Source organism: Wenzhouxiangella marina (assembly GCF_001187785.1).
Taxonomy (GTDB): domain Bacteria; phylum Pseudomonadota; class Gammaproteobacteria; order Xanthomonadales; family Wenzhouxiangellaceae; genus Wenzhouxiangella; species Wenzhouxiangella marina.
In genome coordinates this window covers 481,076-499,815 of sequence record NZ_CP012154.1, presented here as the reverse complement: position 1 = coordinate 499,815, position 18,740 = coordinate 481,076, and the positions used below count along the sequence as shown (strand labels likewise).

The following is an 18,740-nucleotide window of genomic DNA, read 5'->3' as shown; positions in this document are numbered from 1 at the left end:
CCATCCCGAGTGCGGACCTTGAAGAAACTCGATATCCTGACGACCGGCGGCACGATCGACAAGATCTACTACGACGACAAGTCCGATTATCAGATCGGGGAACCGGAAATCGCCCGCATTCTCAGAGCCATGAACGTGGCCTTCGAATGGGAGATCCGGGCGCTGATGCGCAAGGACTCCCTGCACATCAACGACGACGATCGGGCCCTGATCCGTCAGGCCATCCTGGCCAGCGACGACGAGCATTTCCTGATCACCCATGGCACCGACACCATGGTCGAGACGGCGGCCGCGCTCGGCGACGTGGGCAATCGGGTCATCGTCATGACCGGAGCGCTGAACCCGGCGCGCTTTATCGATTCCGATGCGGTGTTCAATATCGGCTGCGCCGTCGGCGCGGTCCAGTGCCTGGGACCCGGCATCTGGATCGCCATGAATGGCCGCATCTGGGATCCGCGACGGGTGCGCAAGAACCGCGCCGAGAATCGCTTCGAGCCGGTCTGATCCGCCTGGACCAGACCAGAACCCGGACCCGAACTCAGACCCGAACCTTTCCGCCGCGAACGAACGGCGGCTTGACGACGCGGGCTTCCAGGCGCCGACCACGGAGCTCCACCTCCACCGTTTCGAAGTCACCGGCGGGAATGCGGGCGAGGGCCACGGGGCATTCGATGGTCGGCCCGAAGCTGCCGCTGGTGACCTCGCCGACCCCTTCCGGCGTATGCACCGGAGTCCCGGTGCGCGGAATCCCGCCCCGCCCCAGCACCAGACCGACCAGCTGACGCTGCACGCCTGCCTCGCGCTGGATCTCGAGGGCTCGGCGACCGATGAAGTCCCGCTCCTCGGGCTCGAAGGCCACGGTCCAGGCCAGATTGGATTCCAGCGGGCTGGTGCTGGTGTCCATGTCCTGGCCATACAGATTCAGGCCTGCTTCCAGGCGCAGGCTATCGCGTGCGCCCAGGCCACAGGGGCGCACACCGGCCTCGATCAGGCCCTGCCAGAAGGCTTCTGCCTCGGAAGCCGGCAGCAGCACCTCGAAACCGTCCTCGCCCGTGTAACCGGTGCGGGCGATAAAGAACTCGCCATGGCTCATGGCGCGGAAGGGTTTCAGGTCGGCAGCGGCAGGCGCAGCAAGCAGCTCGATCACCCGATCGCGGGCTTCCGGACCCTGCACGGCAATCATGGCCAGATCGTCACGCTCGCCGATCTCGACCTCGAAACCCACCGCCTGCTCGCGCATCCAGGCCAGATCGGCCTCGCGGGTGGCCGCATTGACCACCGTGCGGAAGAAGCCCGGCTCGATGAAGTAGGTGATCAGGTCATCGATGACTCCGCCCTCGTGATCGAGCATGCAGCCATAAAGCGCCTGTCCGGCCTCCTTCAGCTTGGCCACGTCGTTGGCCAGCAGATGACGCAGATAGTCGAGCACGCCCGGCCCCTGCAGGTCGACCACGGTCATGTGCGAGACATCGAACATGCCCGCCGCCTGGCGGACAGCATGATGCTCTTCGATCTGCGATCCGTAGTTGATCGGCAGCGACCAGCCGGCGAATTCCACCATCTTGCCGCCGGCGGCGAGATGGGCATCGTACAAGGGAGTCTTCAGCGCCATGGGATTCTTCGAGTCTGGAAACAGGCGGCATTTTAGCTGCTACGGGCGTGCAGGGTTTGTCACGTCTCGTGCCAGGCACGGGGTGCGGGCAGGTGGTTCGAGCGGGCCGAGTCGATCGGCAGGGACTAGCGGACGAGCGAGGCCCGGCGGATCAGCAGGACAACGGGAATGGCGCCGAGGATGACCAGGACCAGGGAGGGACCGGCGGCCAGCTGCCACTGGCCCTCGGCGGTCAGCTCGTAGATGCGGATGGCCAGCGTGTCCCAGCCGAAGGGTCGCAGCATCAGGGTGGCCGGCATTTCCTTGGCGATTTCCACCAGGGCCAGCAGGAAGGCCGTGACCAGGCCCGGCCAGAGCAGCGGCAGATTGACGCGGAGCTGGCGCTGCCACTTGCCGACACCGAGGCTGCGCGCGACTTCCAGGTACTCGGGACGGATACGCGCGGCGACGGCCTCCAGCGGGCCCCAGGCCACGCGCACGAAGCGGATCAGATAGGCCAGGATCAGCGCCAGCAGACCGCCGGCCAGGGCGGTGCCGGCCCATTGATCGAAGCGGATGAAGGCCAGCATGATCGCCACCGCCAGCACCGTCCCCGGGATGGCGTAACCGAGCGCGGCAAGCTCGCCGAGAATGACGCTGCGGCGCGAAGCTCGATGCGTGCCCAGCAGCAGCAGGATGCCGCCGAAGACGACGGCCAGAGCACCGACCAGACCCAGCACCATGGTGTTGAGGATCACCCGCAGCATGTGCCCGGTGAACAGTTCGCTCAAACCCGGCCAGGCCCAGACCAGCAGCTGGATCAGGGGCACCAGCACGGCCACGCTCAGCAGGACCAGCTGGGATCCGGTCGCCAGCATGGCGGGCAGGCCCGTGAGCTGGATTCGATGGCCACTCGGTCGCTTCTCGGTCTGACGCGGCCGGCTGTCGCGATTGAAGCGCTCGGCCATCAGCAGGACGAACACGAACAGCATCAGGATCGAGGCCAGCTGCACCGCCGCCGGCAGATTGAACAGACCGAACCAGGTCCGATAGATGGCCGTGGTGAAGGTGTCGTAGCCATAGATCGACACGGCGCCGAAATCAGCCAGGGTTTCCATCAGGGCCAGCGCCAGACCGGCCACGATGGCGGGCCGGGCGATCGGCAGCGCGACCCGCCAGAAGGTCTCGAGCGGCCCGACGCCAAGGCTGCGACCCGCCTCGAAGGCGGCCAGACCACCGGTCGCGAAGCTGGCGCGAGCCAGCAGGTAGACGTAGGGATAGAAGGCCAGGACCATCACCAGCAGCACGCCTCCGGGCCGACTCAGGGCCTCGAGGAACGAGGGGCTGGTGTCGAAGGCGGCACGCCAGGCGCTCTGCAGCGGGCCGGAGAAATCGAACACGCCAAGATAGATGAAGGCCAGCACATAGGTCGGGAAGGCCAGCGGCAGGACCAGCAAGGGATCCAGCCAGCGCCGGCCCGGGTATTCGCAGCAGGCCGACAGCCAGGCCATGCCGATGCCGATCAGGGCCACACCGAGGCCGACGATCAGCAGCATGAGCAGCGTGTGCCCGATCAGCCGCGGCAGCAGCCAGGTGCGCAGGTGCTCCCAGGTCTCCGTCTGCGGTTCCAGCCAGGCCAGGGCCAGCATCACCAGCGGAAGGCCGACCAGAAGCAGCAAGGGCAGCAGGGCCCAGCGCCGGATCGGCGGCGCTGCGGCCCTGCGTTTCAGGGGCAGGGACTCAGCGGTAACCGACACGGTCCATCAGGCGGACGGCCTGCGCCTGGCGCTGGCCGGCCACGGTCAGGGGCGTTTCATCCTGCCGGAACTCGCCCCAGGCCCGGACCAGTCCGCGCGCTTCGACGGCGGGATTGGCCGGGAACTCGAGGTTGCGTTCGGCGAACTCGGCCTGCGCCGCTTCCGAGGCCAACCACTCGATCAGGGCCTGAGCCTGCTCGGGATGCGGGGCATGAAGAGTGACTCCGGCACCGGAAACATTGACGTGCACACCCGTCGTGCCCTGGTTGGCCCAGAACAGCTGAACCGGATAGTCGGGGTTGTCGGCCTGCAAACGACCGAGGTAGTAGCTGTTGACGATACCGACGTCGCACTGACCGGCGGCAATCGCCTCGATCAACTGGGTGTCCGAGGAGAAGGGATTGGTAGCCAGATTCGCCACCCAGCCGGCGACGATCTCTTCGGCACGCTGCTCGCCGTGGTGCTCGATCAGCATGGCGACCAGGCTCTGGTTGTAGACCTTCCGCGACGTGCGCAGACAGAGCCGGCCCTGCCACCTGGGATCGGCCAGATCCTCGTAGGTGGAAAGCTCGTCGATAGCCACCCGTTCCGGGTGATAGACCATGGTTCTGGCCCTCAGGGACAGGGCAAACCAGCGGTTCCGATCGTCCTGCAGGGCGGCCGGAATCGAGGCTTCGAGCGCCGGACTGTCGATGGAGCGCAGGAGACCGCGGTCGGCCGCGTGCCAGAGGTTGCCGGCATCGACCGTGACCAGGACATCGGCCGGCGTGTTCTCGCCTTCGGCCGCCAGACGCTCGATCAGGGACGCCTCGTTGTCGTTGGTGAAATCGATCTCGATTCCGGTCTCGGCCGTATAACGCTGGAACAGGGGTTCGATGAGGTGGGGTTGGCGAGAGCTGTAGACCACCAGACGGTCCACCTCGCCGGCGGTTTCAGACGCCGTCGGCGGCGCGTCGGTGCTCGTCGTGCTCTCGGACTCGGGCTGCTGGCCGCAGGCGGTCAGCATCAGGGCAGCGAACAGCGAAATCCAGACTTTCATTGAGACCACACGTATCCATTCGGGGGGACCCGAAGTTTAACGATAATGATTTGCATTTACAAGATGGCCGGCGATGAAATTCACCGCCGACCACTCAGAGTCGTACCGACGTTCAGGGCGCCTCGAAGCGATCCCTGAAGATGATGGCCCCGGCCGGAGCGGCCGCGGGTGCCACCATATCGACCACGATCTCGGACGGCAGATGGGCCGATCGAGGGCCGGCACCGATCGCCGGCCCGAGGACCACCGCGCCATCGACGGCGGGTGCCTGATCAACCACGATCTCGAAGTTGTACAGGGTGAACCAGGGCAGCTTGTCGCCGCTGGGCGCGGTGAAGCGAACCGCTTCGGCCTCGAGGCTGACCGGCCACTCGGACGCCAGCACGTCGGCCGGACCGCCCATGAAGGTCTCGCTGACCGAGGCCCCCGGCGGCACCGGAATCACGAATTCGCTCAGCCCGTGCTCGAAATCGAAATTCATCACCGCGTAGTTGTAGCGGTACTGGCCGCCGCCCAGGTCGGTGACCCGGGCGAGTACGCGCACGTGGCCCGACGGCATGTTGTCCGGATAAGACGCGGCCGGGGTGGGCCCATCGATGATGACCAGGGCATGCCCTTCCATCGGATCGACGGTCGACTTGGAAACCCAGTTCTCGATCGGCGTGCCCTGCGTGAAGGGGCCGAGGGGGCCGAAGCTCCAGCCCGTGCCCGAGGGCTGCGGATTGATGGAGTGGTAGCCCATGGAGTTCCAGATGTCGATGTCGTCCATCACCACGTACCAGGCATCCAGGTAGTAATCGGCACCCGGAGTCGACAGTTCGTTGTCGTCGATCATCAGACGGTTTTCGTAGCTGCTGGCATTGTTGGTCTGGCTGCCGGTCGCTCCGGGATCGAAGAAGGAGCCCACCGAATAGAACAGGCCCTCGCTGGCGATGATGTCCTCGCGCGGCCCCTGGTTGGAATTGGAATCATTGGTGCCCGAGCTGTAGACGTCCTCGCAGCCGGGCCAGAGCACGTTGCTGCTGCCGCAGTTGATGGTGCAGTTGAAGTTCAGGGTCAGGAAGGCGTGCTTGACGCCCGAGGCACCCAGCTGCTCGATGCGCCCGTCGGCGATCCGGTACATGTTCCAGACCAGGAAGGGATGTTGATCGCGCGGGTACCCCGGAATGTCGTAGAAGGTCCGCGTCTGGAACTTCGGGATCCAGGCGGCATCGCCGTAACCCACGCTCTTGAGCGTGGCTGAGGGTGCGACCTTGATCGGGCCATCGACGCCCTGGCGCCCCTGATAGGCCACGGTGCCGATCTGGATCAGGGCCACATCGACCTCGTACTCCGGAGTAGTCTCCGGGTCGGGGCGGCTGGCACTGTCCTGGGGCCAGAAGGGACGCCCCGTGCAGCTGACGGCGCCACGATCGGGCGAGGTCCGCGACAGATTCGCGCCGGCCGGCACCTCCATGGACAGATCGAGCCACATCTGGCCCAGGGGCATGCCTTCGAGCACCGGCAGATCGAGCGCCCGGGCCAGCCAGGCCGATGCCTGCAGGTCGGCATTGTGCAGAGCCAGCTCACCCCGCTCGGGCTGCACCAGCGCATGGATGTGACTGATGGTGGCCAGATGATTGCCCTGCGGATCGAGCAGCTGCAGTTGAGCGCTGCGATTCTCTTCGGCCGGAATCAGGGTGAAGTTGCGAAAATCGACGGAGCGACTGCCATGGCGAAGCACCAGGTCGGTAGAGACGGCCAACTCCCCACCGTTGAAGGCTTCGAAGTTGCCGTAGGGCACGTAGGCCCACAGTCGACCTTCGCCCACCCGGATCGGCGTCTGCAGGCGCTCGTGGCGCGTCTGTTCGGCGAGCAGCACGTCCACGCCGAAGTCCTTCAGGTAATCCCCGCGGAGTTCGATACGAGCCTGTCCCGACGACGCGGGCCAGGCCGTCGACGGCGAGGTGTCCCAGGGCAGTTCGTTCGACCAGGCCGAGGGCACGCTGCAAAGCACAAGCGTCAGGAAAGCGAAGAAGGATGAGCGCATGGGATTCTCTAGCAGGCGGATTGGCAGAAGGTGGATGATACCGAAAGGACCGGGGCAACGCGAATCGGCTGGACGCCGGGCCGGGCCGTCCATCTCCGAGGCTCAGTCCGAGCGACGCCGGAACAGACCGATCGCTCCGGGGATGCGGGCATCACGCTCCTGGCGGATCGTGGTCTCGATCCAGCGCCAGGGCTGGAAACCGGCGGCCTCGAAGAGGCGGTCCACGGCCTCCGGTCGATGCTGGAAACGCCCCGTCTCCGGATTCAGCCGACAGTCCTCGGCCTCGCTGCGCTCGATGGAGAAGGCGAACCAGCCGCCCGGCTCGAGACGCGCTGCAAGCGATTCCGCCAGGGCCTCGAGCGCGCCCACATAGACCAGCACATCGGCGGCCAGCACCGTCGTCCAGCGGTCCTCCGAACGCGACAGGAAGCGCACGACTTCATCGCGAACCAGGTGTCGATAGGCACCGCGCTGCTCGGCGAGCGCCAGCATGCGGGGCGACAGGTCCACCCCATCCATGAGGCCGAACCGGCCGGCCAGGGCGGCGGCCATCAGACCCGTGCCACAACCCAGGTCCAGGACGCGGCTCAGATCGGCGTTCGCCTCGAGCAGTGCCGTCGCGATCTCTCCCGGGATCCGATAACCGAGCTTGTCGGTCAGATCCGTTTCGAACTCTTCGGCGTAATCATCGAACAGGGCCCGCACGTAGCCGGGATCGGCCCGCGTCACCGGCTGCCCCCGGGCGACGCTGAGGAAGTGCCGACTGGTCGAGTCGTCGGGATCGAGGCGAATCGCCGTCTCGAGCGAGCCCAGAGCCTCCTCGCGCTTGCCCAGACGCAGGCAGACACGGCCCAGACCCCCATGGGCCGCGGCCAGGCGGGGCTGGATCGCGAGCAACTGCCGATACTGGTGCTCGGCTTCCACGAGCCGGCCCGACAGGGCCAGTGCCTCGGCCTGCTGCAACAGGCGCTTGCCCTGCCGATCGAAGGTCCGATACTGGCTTTCGGCCGCGTCATCACGTTGCTGGGCTCGATGCACATGCCCCATCAGCAGGGAAAGCGCCGGATGCTCGGGGTGGATTTCCAGCGCCTGACTCAACACGCGCTCGGCTTCGTCGAAGCGCTCGAGTTCGAGCAGGGCCGCCGCGAACGCGTTCCAGGCGGAGACCAGTTCGGGTTGCGAGCGGGCCGCCGCCCGGGCCAGCTCGGCGGCCCCGGCCTGATCGCCGCGGCGAGACAGACACAGGGCCAGATTGACCTGCGCCGCAGGCGATGCCAGGCCCTGTTCCAGCGAGCGCCGCAGCAAGCGCTCGGCCTCGTCATTGGCCTGCCGGTGCAGCATCAGGCCGCTGCACATCAGGACCGCCTGCTCGTTCTGCGGCTCGGCCTCGCTGACTTGCCTGGCGAGCGCTTCGGCGTCTTCCGCGCGACCGGCCCGGTAGGCCTCGACCGCCCGCTGCAGCAGCGCCTCGCTCACCCTTTGCCGGCCCGGATCGCCTCCATGCCCGCGTAGCGCGCGCGCTCGCCCAGGCGTGCCTGGATCCGCAGCAGCTGGTTGTACTTGGCGACCCGGTCCGAGCGGCACAGGGAACCGGTCTTGATCTGACCGGCATCCGTGGCCACGGCCAGATCGGCGATGGTCACGTCTTCGGTCTCACCCGATCGGTGCGAGATCACCGTACCGAAGCCGGCCTGGCGGGCCATCTCGATGGCGTCGAGGGTTTCGGTCAGGGTGCCGATCTGGTTGGGCTTGATCAGGATGGCATTGCCGATCCCCTCGTCGATGCCGCGCTGGAGGATCGAGGTGTTGGTCACGAACAGATCGTCACCGACCAGCTGCACGCGATCACCGATGGCTTCGGTCAGAGCGCGCCAACCGGCCCAGTCGTTCTCGTCCATGCCGTCCTCGATGGAAATGATCGGGAAACGATCGACCAGGTCACTGAGGTAGTCGACGAAGCCGGCCGAATCGAAGCTGCGACCTTCCGAGGCCAGCACGTACTGGCCCGCCTGGTGGAACTCGCTGGAGGCCACGTCCAGGGCCAGGGCGACCTGCTCCCCGGGCCGATAGCCGGCCTCGACGATGGCGGTCAGCAGGAGCTCGAGCGCCTCCTCGTTGGAGCCCAGATCCGGCGCGAAACCACCTTCATCACCCACCGCCGTGCTCAACCCGCGCTGGCGGAGAATCCCCTTCAGGGCGTGAAAGATTTCCGTGCCCGCGCGCAGCGCCGAACCGAAGTCGTCCAGGCCCACGGGCATGATCATGAATTCCTGGATATCGACCCGGTTGTCGGCATGCGCCCCGCCGTTGAGGATGTTCATCATCGGCACCGGCAGGCTGGGTGAACGCCCCGAGATCTCGAGCAGGTATTCGTACAACCACTGACCGCGCGCCGCCGCCGCCGCATGGGCCACGGCCAGGGACGCTCCGAGCAGGGCATTGGCGCCGAGCCTCGCCTTGTTGTCGCTGCCGTCCAGCTCGATCAGGCGTCGATCGATGGCGACCTGGTCATCGGCCGCCATGCCTCTCAGGGCCTCGGCGATCTCGCCGTTGACGTGCCCCACGGCGCGGCTGACGCCCTTGCTCATCCAGCGCGACTCGTCGCCATCGCGCAGCTCGACGGCTTCACGTTCGCCGGTGGAGGCCCCCGAAGGCACGGCCGCCCGGCCGATCGAACCATCGTCCAGCCGAACTTCGGCCTCGAGGGTTGGATTGCCGCGCGAATCCAGGATTTCCAGCGCTCTGATCTCGGTGATTTTCATGTTGGATAGTTTTCTTTCCGCATTGAAAAAAGCAGGAACACGAAGGACATGAAGAAAGCCTTCATTTGTGCTTTTTCTCTGTGCCCTTCGTGCTCCTTCGTGTGATGCTTTTCAGACCTTATCGGGCCACATTCGGCTTGACCGCCTGGTCGATGGCGAGGAGGGTTTCGAGCAGGCCTTCCATTTCGCTCAGGCGCATCGAGTTGGGGCCGTCGCAGAGGGCCTTCTCGGGCTCCGGATGCGTCTCGCAGAATACGCCGGCGATACCGACCGCGACCGCGGCCCGGGCCAGCACGGGGATGAACTCGCGTGCGCCGCCCGAGGACTCGCCCTGCCCTCCCGGCAGCTGCACCGAATGGGTGGCATCGAAGACCACCGGGCAGCCCGTCTCGCGCATGATCGCCAGGGAGCGCATGTCGGCGACCAGGTTGTTGTAGCCGAACATGTATCCGCGTTCGCAGACCATCAGTTGCTCGTTGCCGGTGGCACGAGCCTTCTCCACCACCCGGCTCATCTCCCAGGGTGAAAGGAACTGCCCCTTCTTGATGTTGACCGGCTTGCCCAGACGGGCGACGTTCTGGATGAAATTGGTCTGCCGACACAGAAAGGCCGGCGTCTGGATCACATCGACCACCTCGGCCACCGCCTCGAGCGGGGTGTCCTCGTGCACGTCGGTCAGCACCGGCACGCCGATCTGCGTCCGCACGGTCGAGAGCATCTCCAGGCCTTCATCCAGACCCGGCCCACGGTAGCTCTTGACCGAGGTGCGGTTGGCCTTGTCGAAGCTGCCCTTGAACACGTAGTGGATGCCGAGACGATCGGTCACTTCCTTGAGGTGACCGGCCACTTCCAGACATAGATCGAGGGATTCGAGCGTGTCCGGACCGGCGATCAGGAACAGGCGCTGATCGAGGCCGACCTCCTTGCCTGCGAGCATCATGCCTGCACCTCCTTGACCGGACGCGCATCCTGGGCCTGTCGGCGCTTCAGGGCGGCGCGGACGAAGCCGGTGAACAGGGGATGACCATCACGCGGCGTGGAGGTGAACTCGGGGTGGAACTGGCAGGCCACGAACCAGGGGTGATCGGGCAGCTCGATCATCTCGACCAGGCGACCGTCGGCGGACAGGCCGGAGAAGACCATGCCGTGCTCGGCCAGCACCTCGCGATAGTTGTTGTTGAACTCGTAGCGGTGGCGGTGGCGCTCGAGGATCTCGTCCTTGCCGTAGAGCTTGCGCGCCAGGGTGTTGGAGACCAGCTGGCAGCGCTGCGCGCCCAGGCGCATGGTGCCGCCGAGATCGCCGCCCTCCTCGCGCAGTTCGCGCTGACCGGTTTCGTCGAGCCACTCGGTGATCAGACCGATGACTGGATCGGGGGTGTCGGGATTCATCTCGGTGGAATTGGCCTCGGCGAGACCGCAGACATCGCGAGCGAACTCCACCACGGCGGTCTGCAGACCCAGGCAGATGCCCAGGTAGGGCACGCCGTTTTCGCGGGCGTAGCGGATCGCCTTGAGCTTGCCCTCGAAGCCGCGCTCGCCGAAACCGCCCGGGACCAGGATGGCGTCGGCGTCCTTGAGCGCATCGACGCCGCTCTCTTCGATCTCCTCGGACTCGACCGGGCGAATCTTCACCGCCACACGGTCGGCCAGGCCGCCGGAGATCAGCGCTTCGTTGAGCGACTTGTAGGCATCGGCATGTTCGACGTACTTGCCGACCATGGCCACGGTGATCTCGTGCTCCGGGCGGGCGCGGCGCTCGACCACGTCTTCCCAGTCGGACAGGTCCGGCGGGTTCGACTTCAGGCCGAGGCGATCGAGCACGATCCGATCCAGGCCCTGGCGATGATAGAAGAGCGGAATCTTGTAGATGTTGTCCACATCGACCGCCGAAATCACCGCCTCGGGAGCGACATTCGTGAACAGGGCGATCTTCTTGCGCTCCTCGTCGGAGAGCATGCGCTCGCAGCGACAGAGCAGCACGTCGGGCTGGATGCCGATCGAGCGCAGCTCCTTGACCGAATGCTGGGTCGGCTTGGTCTTGATCTCGTTGGCCGCGCGCAGGAAGGGCACCAGGGTCAGGTGCATGAACAGAGCCTGGCGACCGTACTCGAAACCGAGCTGGCGGATCGCCTCGAGGAAGGGCAGCGACTCGATGTCACCCACCGTGCCGCCGATCTCGACCAGGGCCACGTCGTAGCCCTCGACCGCGCGATTGACCGAATCCTTGATTTCATCGGTGATGTGCGGGATCACCTGGACGGTTGAGCCCAGATAATCGCCACGGCGCTCCTTCGCGATCACGTTGGCGTAGATGCGCCCGGTCGTGAAGTTGTTGCGCTGGGTCATGCGGGTGCGCACGAAGCGCTCGTAGTGACCCAGATCGAGGTCCGTTTCGGCCCCGTCTTCGGTCACGAAGACCTCGCCGTGCTGGAACGGGCTCATGGTGCCCGGGTCCACGTTGATGTAGGGGTCCAGCTTGAGGAGGGTCACTCGCAGACCCCGGGCCTCGAGAATCGAGCCCAGCGAGGCGGCCGCGATGCCCTTGCCCAGGGAGGAGACCACGCCGCCAGTGACGAAGATGAGAGAAGTCATGCCCGGATTCCGAGAGGTCAAGTCCGGGATGACATTCTATCCCAAGCCCGGCCCGGCCGCCTCGACCTCGGGCTCAATTTTCGTTCATTCGCCGATATTGATCGCCTCGGAGCGCTCCAGACCGATGCGACGGAGGGCCTCGATGCGCTCCGGCGGCAGGTAGATGGCCGAATCCGAGTCGGGCGCGGCCAGGGTCGAATAGCGCAGCATCAGGTCGGCCAGGGCCAGCTCGCGGGCCTCGGGTGCCCCGATGAAGTCATAGCGTCGGGCAAAGGCGGCGATGGCCTCGCGACTCGCGGGCACGGCCTCGGCGGTCTGCTCCAGGGAACGGCGCGCGAAGCGCCGAACGGCCGGATAGTCGTCGCGCATGGCCCCGACCAGGTAGGGCTGCCAATCCTCGGCATGCTCCAGCTGACCGCGATCCACCGCCCGGCCGATGGCCGTTGCCGTGACCGCGCGCTCGACCGGGTCGCCGGCCAGCAGGCGGGCCACGCCATCGGGGAGCCGGGGATCGGCGCCATCGGCACGTTCGACGGGCAGCGCGTCTCGCTCCCACAACCGAGCGGTTTCTGCCTCTGCCCAGGCGACCGACTGGTCCAGGTGGCAGAGGTTGCAGGCATTCGGTCGACCCGCCGCCGCCTGTTCGGCAGGCGCCGGCACTTCGATGCGATGGGACCGGTGAATCTCCATCACCCCGTAGACCACCTCCGGCATATGACAGGAATAGCAGTTCGATCCTTCACCATCGACGGGATGGTGCGTATGCGCCTCGATGTCCTCGGCCAGCTCCTGGTGACAGGCCAGGCAGGGTGCGCCGGCGCGGGCCTGTTCGCTGATCATGCCGTGCCGGTCACCGCCGTGCATGTCGTGGCAGCTCATGCAGGTCAGTTCCGATTCCTCGTGACACTTCGACAGGGTCAGCCCCTGGTATTCGTAGGCGCTGAGCCGCGGCGTGCGGTCGGGCCAGAAGCGCAGCCCGAACAGATCGTCCGCGTGCCCGGTCATCGGATTGGGCGTCTCCGGCCAGACCAGCTCGACGGACTCGAACAGGTCATCGCCGGCGCGATAGACCGGCCCCTCGTCGATGAAGCGACGAAGCATCTCGCCGTCCACCGGCAGGCGCTGTCCGTGGCACTGACCACAGACCTGATTGGCCCGATCCTGCTCGAGGTGGTCCGGGGTGACGACCGTGCCATCACTGCGGCCGCTCAGGGTGTGTGCGAGGCGGGTCAGCCAGTTCGACTGCTTGTCGACGTGGTCCTGCGCCGGACCATGGCAGGCCTCACAGGCAATCCCCAGTTCGGCGACGCTGGACTCGTAGCGCGCCTCGCTGGCCGAATCCACCGCCTGGCCGGCGCTCGCGCGGGCCAGCATCTCGTCGTAGTTGACGACCCCTGGCTGCGGCCCCGTGTTGTGGCAGAAGATGCAGTTGTGGTTCCAGACCGAGACGTTGGAATCGAAGTGCTGATCATCCGGCCCGAGGAAAGCCGCGTTCATGTGCACCCAGCGCTCCTCCTCGTTGTGCCAGAGCAGGTGCAGGCGGTAGTAGGTGCCGCCGTTTTCTTCCCGGGTCAGGTACTGTTGATAGCGGTTCGAGCCCACCAGCCGCTCGACCCGGTAGCGCGCCACGGGCGCAGTGTCGCCCGGACGAAAATACTCGAACCAGTAGCGATCACCGCGGCGCACCGGTCGCACCTCCATGCCCCAGGCCCGGATCGGCTGGCCGTCGAAACGGCCCTGTACGGCCTCCGGACTCGCCTCCTGGGTCATCGTCCGATGGTAGGTGCGATGCCAACTGCTGTACTGATCGCGATGACAGCTGTGGCAGGTCTCCGAACCGGCCCATTCCGAGTCGGCGTGACTCGGCCCGCTGAGCAGGCCGACCAGCATCAACGGCAACAGCCTACGCATCGGCCAGATCACGGTATGGCTCGAGCGGCGTCCGGTTCGGCCAGAGTTCACTCAACAGCACCGACCGCCCGCCGGACACGACCACTCGCGCATGCTCACGGCGCAGCAGCCGCGGTCGGGTCACCCCGCAGGAATGGGCGATGATCGAGACCTCGCGAACCATGTGGCGAGCGTACCAGGCGACCCGCTTCGCCTTGTCTTCGGGCACGAGACCCCGCTGCAGATGCTTGTCGTGGGTGGTGACACCGGTCGGGCAGGTGTTCTTGTTGCACTGCATGGCCTGGATGCAGCCCAGCGCGAACATGAAACCACGGCCGGCCTGCACCACGTCGGCACCGGCGCACAGGGCCCAGGCCACGTCGACCGGGTTGATTCGCTTGCCGGAGGCGATCACCGGAATGCGCGACTTGAGGCCGTATTCGTTGAGTTTATCGACGAGCATCGGCAAGGCCTCGCTCAGGGGCAGGCCGACGTCGTCCATCAGGGTCATCGGCGCGGCGCCCGTGCCGCCGTCACCGGAGTCGATGGTGATGAAATCCGGCGCCGAGCTCGGGCCTCGACGATGAATGGCCTGGCAGAGATCATCCAGCGCATCGGCCTGCCCCAGCACCATCTTGAAGCCGCAGGGCTTGCCGGTGATCGACCGGATCCGGCCGATCATGTCGAGCAGCTCCTCGACGTTGGCGATCTCGCGATGGCGATTCGGACTGATCGCATCCTGATCCTTGCTGACCATGCGAATCCGGGCGATCTCGTCGGTGATCTTGGCCTTGGGTAGAATCCCGCCCTTGCCCGGCTTGGCGCCCTGGGCCAGCTTGAGCTCGAACATGCGGACGCGTTCGATCGATGCGATGCGCGCCAGCGCCTCCTCACTGAGATTGCCGTCCGCGTCCCGGACCCCGAATTTCGCCGTGCCGATCTGGAAGACCAGGTCACAGCCCCCTTCCAGATGCCAGTCGCTCAAGCCCCCCTCGCCCGTATTGAGCCAGATGCCCGCCTCGGCGGCACCGGCCGACAGGGCCTGCACGGCCGGTTTCGACAGCGCCCCGTAGCTCATGCCGGAAATATTGAAGAAGCTGTCGGTGGTGTAGGGGTAGCGACAGTCCGGGCCGAAGGTCAGCTCCGCCGGCGGCGCCGACTCCTCGTCCAGACGTGGAAAGGCGCAGTTGAGAAAGATCGTCGTGCCTTCGGGACGGAGATCCCGGGTCGAACCGAAGGCCGCCGTGTGATCGACGTTCTTCGCCGCCCGATAGACCCAGGATCGCTGCGCGCGATTGAAGGGCAGCTCCTCGCGATCGAAGGCGAAGAAGTACTGGCGGAAGAACTCGCCCAGGTGCTCGAACACGTAGCGAAAACGCCCGATCACCGGGTAGTTACGGCGAATGCTGTGGCGCGTCTGGGTGCGATCGATCACCCAGAGGACCAGGCCCGTGAGCACCAGCAGGCCGATCACCAGCACGAACAGGGCGGCCATGAACTGCAGCACGCGCAGGGACAGATCCAGAATCTCGCTCATTGAAGTCACGCTTCGGTCGATTCGTCGAGCCAGATCAGACTGGCCTGCCGGCCGCTTCGGCCCTGGTCTCGACGATGGGAAAAGAAACGCTCGGAATCGCTCGCGGTGCACAGCTTAGCATCGCTGATTTCGAGCACGCCGGCCTGATGCAGCTGGTGCGTCGCGATCGCTTTCAGGTCGGCCAGCCAGTGCCCTTGGCGACTGGACTGAAAGGCAGCGGCCAGCGAGGCATCCAGTTCGATGAAGGTCTGACGCAGACGATCGTCGACCTCGTAGGCCGCGGCCGAAATGCCCGGGCCGATCCAGGCCAGCAGGGCCTCGCCGGGCACGGGCAGTTGCTCGACGACGCGATCGAGAATGCCCGCCGCCAGGCCTCGCCAGCCCGCATGCACGGCTGCCACCAGGCGAGCTTCGCGATCACAGAGCAGGATCGGCAGGCAGTCCGCCGTCAGGATCGCGCAGACCTGGCCCGGCCGATCCGTCCAGGCCGCATCGGCTTCGATGCCGGCTCGCCAGTCGTCCAGGTGGATCAAGCCGCTGCCGTGGACCTGCTGCAGCCAGCGCGGCGATTCGGGCAGCCCTTCGCCCAGGCGCCGCCGATTTTCGGCCACGGCGTCCGGGTCATCGCCGCAGTGAAGACCCAGATTGAAACTTGCCCAGGGGCCACGGCTGACGCCTCCCGAGCGAGTCGTGGCCAGCGCCGACACGCCGCTCGGTGCCGCCCACTCGGGAACCAGGACCTCGACACCGAAGCGCTTCACGGCTCGAGCACGTCCAGCAAGTCGAGCAGGTCGCGCGGCAGGGGCGCCTCGGCGCTGACCTCGTGATCGCCGTCCGGATGCGGCAGGCGGATTCGCCAGGCGTGCAGGGCCTGACGACCGAATCCCTGCCAGGCGTCGCGCTGCGCCTCACTCAGGCCGGCGGGCGCGCCACGCCGGCCATAGACCGGGTCGCCGATGATCGGATGGCGAAGATGCGCCATGTGCACCCGGATCTGGTGCGTTCGACCGGTCTCCAGCTCCACGTCCAGCAAGGTCGCACCACAGAGACGGCGGTCGATTCGATAGTGGGTCACGGCCCGACGCCCGTCGGGCCTGACCACCTGGCGTCGACGATCGACGGGATGCCGCCCGAGGGGCTCGTCAACGGTGCCTCCGGCAATCAACTCGCCCCAGACCAGGGCCTTGTAGTGTCGCTTGATCTCGCGCCGCTTCATTGCCGCCACCAGGAACCGATGGGCCTTGAGCGTGCGCGCGATCACCAGGCAGCCGCTGGTGTCCTTGTCGAGACGATGAATCAGGCCGGCCCGCGGCAGGGGCGCCAGGTTCGGGTCACGGTGCAGCAGCGCGTTGACCAGGGTGCCGTCGGGATTGCCGGAGCCGGGATGCACGACCAGACCCGGCGGCTTGTTGACGATGAACAGTTCCGGATCCTCGACCAGCACTTCGAGCTCGATGTCCTGCGGTCGGGGATTGTCCGGGTGCGCTTCGAGCCGGCCATCCAGCTCGACCCGCTGACCGGGCATGACCGCTTGCTTCGGCTTGACTGGCTGGCCATCGAGTAGAATCTCGCCGGAGCGGATCCAGGCCGCCAGGCGGCTGCGCGAGTAGTCCCGCCAGGCCTCGGAGAGCACCTGATCGAGCCGGCGGCCGGCGGCCTCTGGCGGGATGACCAGGGTCTGCCGGACCGCTTCGGTCGCGCTCCCGGACACGGACTCAGTCGACATCCCGACACTCGGGGGCGCGTTGTCGGGACCCACGGCCGGGGCCGCTTACTGCTAGAATTCGGCGCATGCGCACTATTATGCAAAATCATCCCCATTCGAGGCAGCACTGGCGACTGTTCGGCCTGCTGCTTGTCTGTTCGGTCCTGGCCCTGGCCGGCTGCAGTCGCGAAGAGCGCGACGAGACCCGTCCGGCCGAAGAACTCTACGCCGATGCCAAGGCCGCGCTCGACGGTCGCAATTATTCGACCGCCATCGATCGCTACCGGCGCCTGACCACCCTGTATCCCTTCGGCCGGCACGCCGAACAGGCGCAGCTGGACATGGCCTACGCGATGCAGCAGGGTCGTCGGCCGGAAGACGCCTTGACCACGCTCGATCGCTTCATCCGCACCTACCCGACCCATCCGAACATCGACTACGCCTGGTACCTGAAGGGCCTGGTCCACTACGACGAGGCGATGGGCATGCTGCGCCGCCTGTTCCCCGGTCAGGTCGTGGACCGTGACCAGGAAAGCGCCCGCCGCGCCTTCCAGGATTTCCAGGAACTGATCCAGCGCTACCCGCAGAGCCGCTACGTGGCCGACGCGCGGCAGCGCATGGTCTTTCTGCGCAACGTGCTGGCCGAGTACGAGATCACCGTGGCCGAGTACTACTTCCGCCGCCAGGCCTATATCGCCTCGATCAATCGGGCCCGCTACGTGATCGAGAACTACCCGGGCGCACCCGCCAACGTCAATGCGCTGGACGTGCTGCAACGCGCCTACCAGAAGCTCGACCTGCCGGACCTGGCCGAGGACACGCGGCGCGTGCTCGAACTCAACTACTCCGATCAGCTGCAGCAGATGCGCGACAGCCAGCCCGGCTTCCTGCGCCGACTGTGGCCCTTCGACTGAAGCCCCGATGAGCTCGACGATCGCCGACCCGGCGCCGGACTTCGGTGTCCGGGCGAAAACGCTGGTCGAGCGCGCCAATCAGGCACTGGAGGCCTTGCTGGTCGACGCACCGGGTGAACAACGCCTCTGCCAGGCCATGCACTACTCGGTGTTCAACGGCGGCAAGCGCCTTCGCCCCTTGCTGGTCTACGCCACCGGACAGACCCTGGGCCTGCCCCTGGACGCCCTCGATGCCCCGGCCTGTGCCGTCGAGCTGATCCACTGCTACTCCCTGGTTCACGACGACCTGCCGGCGATGGACGACGACGATCTGCGCCGCGGACGCCCCACGACCCATCTGGCCTTCGATGAAGCCCTGGCGATCCTGGCCGGCGATGCCCTGCAGGCGCTGGCTTTCGAATGCCTGGCCAGGGACCCGGCGCAGGTCGCGCACCCCGAGATCAGCCTGGCCATGATCCGCGAACTGACCTCTGCCTGCGGCGCCAGGGGCATGGCGGGTGGCCAGGCCCTGGACCTGGACATGGAAGGCCAGTCACCGGAGCCGGCCAGCGTGGAACGAATGTTCGCGCTCAAGACCGGTGCCCTGATCCGGGCCAGCGTGATGATGGCCGCCGCCGCCCGCCCCGAGCTGCCCGAAACGGAGGTCCAGGCCCTGCGCCGCTTCGCCGACTCCGTCGGTCTGGCCTTCCAGATTCGCGACGACCTGCTCGACATCGAAGGTCAGACGGGCGTCATCGGCAAGACGGCCGGCTCGGACGAGGCGCACGACAAGGCCAGCTGGCCCGGCCGGTTCGGCGTGGAAGCCGCCCGCAAGCGCATCGATGAACTCAGCCGCGTCGCGGCCAGCGCCCTGTCGGAACTCTCCGGCGACACCTCCGCCCTGCTCTGGCTGGGCCGGAAGATGGTCAACCGCGAGTACTGAGC

General features: G+C 66.5%; 15 protein-coding genes. 3 read left to right on the top strand and 12 right to left on the bottom strand.

Going from position 1 to position 18,740, the window contains the following annotated elements; genetic code table 11:
- Positions 1–18: 18 nt before the first annotated feature.
- Entirely contained in the window at positions 19–504 is a 486-nt protein-coding gene (locus tag WM2015_RS02095) for an asparaginase domain-containing protein (RefSeq protein WP_049724480.1), read from the top strand.
- 34 nt (positions 505–538) lie between these two features.
- Here WM2015_RS02095 and gcvT read toward each other — a convergent pair whose 3' ends face one another.
- The 12 genes from gcvT to WM2015_RS02035 all read right to left on the bottom strand — a co-directional run bounded on the left by gcvT (position 539) and on the right by WM2015_RS02035 (position 16,923).
- Positions 539–1,612, bottom strand: a complete 1,074-nt coding sequence (gcvT, locus tag WM2015_RS02090) for a glycine cleavage system aminomethyltransferase GcvT (protein WP_049724479.1) — start codon at positions 1,610–1,612, stop codon at positions 539–541.
- A gap of 125 nt (positions 1,613–1,737) precedes the next feature.
- Complete coding sequence (locus tag WM2015_RS02085) at positions 1,738–3,348, bottom strand: ABC transporter permease (RefSeq protein WP_211260951.1); 1,611 nt, start codon at positions 3,346–3,348, stop codon at positions 1,738–1,740.
- On the bottom strand, positions 3,332–4,387 hold the full coding sequence (locus WM2015_RS02080) for an extracellular solute-binding protein (protein ID WP_049724478.1): 1,056 nt from the start codon (positions 4,385–4,387) through the stop codon (positions 3,332–3,334). Before WM2015_RS02080 ends, WM2015_RS02085 begins: the two co-directional genes overlap by 17 nt.
- 112 nt (positions 4,388–4,499) lie before the next feature.
- Entirely contained in the window at positions 4,500–6,416 is a 1,917-nt protein-coding gene (locus WM2015_RS02075; RefSeq protein WP_049724477.1) for a hypothetical protein, read from the bottom strand.
- Between the two features lie 102 nt (positions 6,417–6,518).
- Positions 6,519–7,892 (bottom strand): tetratricopeptide repeat protein, encoded by a 1,374-nt coding sequence (locus WM2015_RS02070; RefSeq protein ID WP_049724476.1) that lies wholly within the window; start codon positions 7,890–7,892, stop codon positions 6,519–6,521.
- Positions 7,889–9,178, bottom strand: a complete 1,290-nt coding sequence (gene eno / locus WM2015_RS02065) for a phosphopyruvate hydratase (protein WP_049724475.1) — start codon at positions 9,176–9,178, stop codon at positions 7,889–7,891. The genes WM2015_RS02070 and eno overlap by 4 nt, the downstream gene beginning before the upstream one ends.
- Positions 9,179–9,296: 118 nt before the next feature.
- Positions 9,297–10,118 carry a 3-deoxy-8-phosphooctulonate synthase gene (gene kdsA / locus WM2015_RS02060; protein ID WP_049724474.1) on the bottom strand — a complete coding sequence of 274 codons (822 nt, stop codon included), beginning with the start codon at positions 10,116–10,118 and terminating at the stop codon, positions 9,297–9,299.
- On the bottom strand, positions 10,115–11,770 hold the full coding sequence (locus WM2015_RS02055; RefSeq protein WP_183971415.1) for a CTP synthase: 1,656 nt from the start codon (positions 11,768–11,770) through the stop codon (positions 10,115–10,117). Before WM2015_RS02055 ends, kdsA begins: the two co-directional genes overlap by 4 nt.
- Before the next feature lie 84 nt (positions 11,771–11,854).
- Positions 11,855–13,681 carry a cytochrome c3 family protein gene (locus tag WM2015_RS02050; protein ID WP_156200754.1) on the bottom strand — a complete coding sequence of 609 codons (1,827 nt, stop codon included), beginning with the start codon at positions 13,679–13,681 and terminating at the stop codon, positions 11,855–11,857.
- Positions 13,674–15,197 (bottom strand): FMN-binding glutamate synthase family protein, encoded by a 1,524-nt coding sequence (locus tag WM2015_RS02045; RefSeq protein WP_049724472.1) that lies wholly within the window; start codon positions 15,195–15,197, stop codon positions 13,674–13,676. Before WM2015_RS02045 ends, WM2015_RS02050 begins: the two co-directional genes overlap by 8 nt.
- Positions 15,198–15,202: 5 nt before the next feature.
- Complete coding sequence (gene pgeF, locus WM2015_RS02040; protein ID WP_049724471.1) at positions 15,203–15,958, bottom strand: peptidoglycan editing factor PgeF; 756 nt, start codon at positions 15,956–15,958, stop codon at positions 15,203–15,205.
- Positions 15,955–16,923, bottom strand: coding sequence for an RluA family pseudouridine synthase (locus WM2015_RS02035; RefSeq protein WP_049726941.1), 969 nt, complete (start codon positions 16,921–16,923; stop codon positions 15,955–15,957). Before WM2015_RS02035 ends, pgeF begins: the two co-directional genes overlap by 4 nt.
- Before the next feature lie 77 nt (positions 16,924–17,000).
- Here WM2015_RS02035 and WM2015_RS02030 point away from each other — a divergent pair, with 77 nt between their 5' ends.
- Positions 17,001–17,816: an outer membrane protein assembly factor BamD gene (locus WM2015_RS02030; protein WP_049724470.1), complete on the top strand. Its 816-nt coding sequence runs from the start codon at positions 17,001–17,003 to the stop codon at positions 17,814–17,816.
- Positions 17,817–17,823: 7 nt separating this feature from the next.
- Positions 17,824–18,738, top strand: coding sequence for a farnesyl diphosphate synthase (locus WM2015_RS02025; protein ID WP_049724469.1), 915 nt, complete (start codon positions 17,824–17,826; stop codon positions 18,736–18,738).
- Positions 18,739–18,740 lie beyond the last annotated feature (2 nt).